The sequence below is a fragment of the Aeromonas sobria genome, assembly GCF_006243315.1.
In the GTDB taxonomy this organism is placed as follows: Bacteria; Pseudomonadota; Gammaproteobacteria; order Enterobacterales; family Aeromonadaceae; genus Aeromonas; species Aeromonas sobria_A.
Genome location: NZ_NKWE01000080.1, coordinates 1 through 2,891, shown reverse-complemented (window position 1 = coordinate 2,891; position 2,891 = coordinate 1). Strand labels below are relative to the sequence as shown.

The window sequence follows — 2,891 nt, the reverse complement described above, 5'->3', positions numbered from 1 at the left end:
GTGTTGAGCTAACCCATACTAATTACCCGTGAGGCTTAACCATACAACACCCAAGAAGTGTTTCTGGCCTTGTAGCGAATGAACGAACTACTTACAAATTCAGTGATAATGACAGCCACTTAGCGTGGAGTCGTTATTCACGTCAGCTTTCTAGATTAAGAATTTGCCTGGCGGCCATAGCGCCGTGGAACCACCTGATCCCATGCCGAACTCAGAAGTGAAACGCGGTAGCGCCGATGGTAGTGTGGCATTCGCCATGCGAGAGTAGGACACTGCCAGGCACCCAATACAAGAAACCCCGCTCGATGAGCGGGGTTTTTTATTGGCTGCAATTCAGCAAATCGCCTGATAATTGACCGCAATTGACCGCAATTGACCGCAATTGACCGCAATTGACCGCAATTGAGCGGTAATAGCAGCGGTGGCTGTGCAGGAAGGGAACTGCTGTGGCAACGATGGGCTCTGTTTATGGATAATGCTGACATATCAGTGTTATGTCGGCGCTGACTTTGTGTTAAGGGTTGGCAGCGCAACAAACCGCAATAAAAACGGGGCCTGTAGTGGTCAACTAAAAATGGCCCCGTTCTGCTTTTACCTTGCAACACCTATCACTTCAGGTAGCGCTGTTCCAGATGCTGACGCAGCCAGTGCGGGTTGAGCGCTTCACCGGTGGCGCGGCGCACCAGCTCGTCGGTGCTGTGCAGGCTCCCCTGTGACCAGATGTTGCGCCCGAGCCAGCCGAAGATCTCCGGCAGGCGGCCCGCCGCGATAACCTCACCCATGCTGCCCAGCTCTTTCTCGAGGGCAAAGCGCAGCTGGGCGGCATACATGGCGCCCAGGGTGTAACTCGGGAAGTAGCCGAACGAGCCGTCGGTCCAGTGAATATCCTGCATGCAGCCATTGCGGTAGTTGCCCTTGGTGGAGAGCCCCAGCCACTGCTGCATCTTGGCATCCCACAGCTCGGGGATGTCGGCTACCTCGATACGCCCCTCCACCAGATCCCGCTCCAGCTCGTAGCGCAGCATGATGTGGGCCGGATAGGTCACCTCGTCCGCATCGACCCGGATAAAGCCCGGCTCGACCCGGCTGTAGAGCTTGGCCAGATTGTCCGGCGCAAACGCCGCCTGCTCGCCGAAGTGGTGACGAATGCGTGGCGCCAGCAGACTCAGGAAGGCCGGATGATGGCCCAGTTGCATCTCGCAAAACAGGCTCTGGCTCTCGTGGATTGCCATGGAACGCGCTTCGGCAACTGGCTGACCCAGCAGGTGGCGCGGCAGCCCCTGCTCGTAACGGGCGTGGCCGGTCTCGTGCACTATGCCCATCAGGCTGGAGACAAACTCCTGTTCGTTGTAGCGGGTGGTGATCCGCACATCGGTCGGTACGCCACCACAGAAGGGGTGGCTGCTCACATCGAGGCGGCCGTGGGCGAAATCAAAGCCGAGCAGCCCCATCACCTCCTGACCGAGTGCCTGCTGGGTGGCGATGGGGAAGGGGCCTTGCTGCAGTTGCAGGGCATCGCCCTTCTGCTGCTCGCTCACGGTCTGAATAAGGTTCGGCAACCAGTTGGCGAGATCGCCGAAGATCTGATCCAGCCTTGCGCTGGTCATGCCCGGCTCGTAGAGGGCCAGCATGGCATCGTAGGGGCGCACACCGAGCGCATCGGCCCGCAACTGCGCCACTTCACGGGAGAGTGTCACCACCTCCTCGAGGTTGGGGGCAAAACCGGCCCAGTCGTTGTTCTTGCGCTGGCTGCGCCAGGCGTGCTCGCACTTGCTGCCGGCCAGCGACAGCGCTTCGACCAGCTCACCGGGCAGCAGGCTGGCATCTTGCCATTGCCGTTTGATCTCACGGAGGTTGGCACGCTGCACTTCATCGAGCGGCTCACTCTCGGCCTTGGCAATCCAGTCGCCGAGCTCGGGGGCTGTGCGTTTGTGGTGGATCAGCAGACCGAGTTCGGCCATCGCTTCGGCGCGGGCTTCGTTGCCCCCCTCCGGCATCATGGCCGCCTGATCCCAGCCGCAGATGGCGGCGAGGTGACTAAAGCGGTGGATCTGCTGCTGATGTTTTTCAAGCTTTTGATATGACATGGGATTTTCCTTGTTATCGTCCCTGATGGTATGCACCCCGTACCTGGCATGATCGGGGCCGTTCGATGCTAACACCGCCGTCCCGTCGTTGACCACCTTCACGCAGGTGGGCCAAAGGCGTAGTGGCGGGAGGCGGGTTAGCCAAGCCGCTTCTGGTGCCGTTCGCGGTTTTCCGCTTTTTTGCGCTCGCTCTTGCGCAGCAGCACGTAGAGGGCGCCGCTGCCGCCGTGGCGACGTTCGGCGCTGTGGACCGCCATGACGGCGGGCAGTTGCGGCAACCAGGCGCTGACATAGCTTTTCAGCAGGGCACGCGGGGTGCTGCGCTCCCCCTTGCCGTGCAGGATCAGCAGGCAGCGGATATCCCGGACTTCACAATCCGCAATGAACTGCACCAGCGTCTGGCGTGCTTCGTTGAGGGTTTTCTGGTGCAAGTCCAGGCTCGCCTGCAGCTCGTATTTGCCGAGCCGCAGCTTTTTGTAGACCCCCTCCTGCACCCCATCGCGCTTGAAGCCGACGATTTCGTGCGGATCGCGCATCTCGATGGCCTCCATGGTGAGGTGATCTAGGGCGAGTTGCTGCGCGGTGGCAGCCTGACGGCGAGCGAGTTGCGCCTCGGTCGGGGCGGATTTGACCGCATGGGGATGGATGTTGTCGCTGCGAATGGGCCGCACGTCGGCCACTTCATTCATAAATAGCGAGAGTTCGTCGTTATGAGACACGGCAGGCTCCCCATAAGAAAAGTGGGGGCCATTATAGCGGCCGCAATCGGCACAGAAAACGGGGAAAGGGGGAGGGGGATAAGAG

General features: G+C 60.2%; 2 protein-coding genes and 1 rRNA gene. 1 reads left to right on the top strand and 2 read right to left on the bottom strand.

Going from position 1 to position 2,891, the window contains the following annotated elements:
• Positions 1–166 precede the first annotated feature (166 nt).
• Positions 167–281: ribosomal RNA gene (gene rrf / locus CF137_RS21150) — 5S ribosomal RNA — on the top strand.
• Positions 282–608: 327 nt separating this feature from the next.
• Here the strand turns inward: rrf and CF137_RS21145 are convergent.
• The gene (locus CF137_RS21145; RefSeq protein WP_162516003.1) at positions 609–2,087 is read right to left on the bottom strand and encodes a carboxypeptidase M32; all 1,479 of its coding nucleotides are present in this window, start codon (positions 2,085–2,087) and stop codon (positions 609–611) included.
• A gap of 137 nt (positions 2,088–2,224) precedes the next feature.
• A complete protein-coding gene (gene smrA / locus CF137_RS21140; protein WP_139721496.1) occupies positions 2,225–2,806 on the bottom strand; it encodes a DNA endonuclease SmrA in 582 nt (193 codons plus the stop codon).
• Between the last annotated feature and the right edge of the window lie 85 nt (positions 2,807–2,891).

Coding starts and splice junctions, on each gene's coding strand:
- CF137_RS21145 (WP_162516003.1), bottom strand. CDS start 2,087: ATGTCATATCAAAAGCTTGAAAAACATCAGCAGCAGATCCACCGCTTT.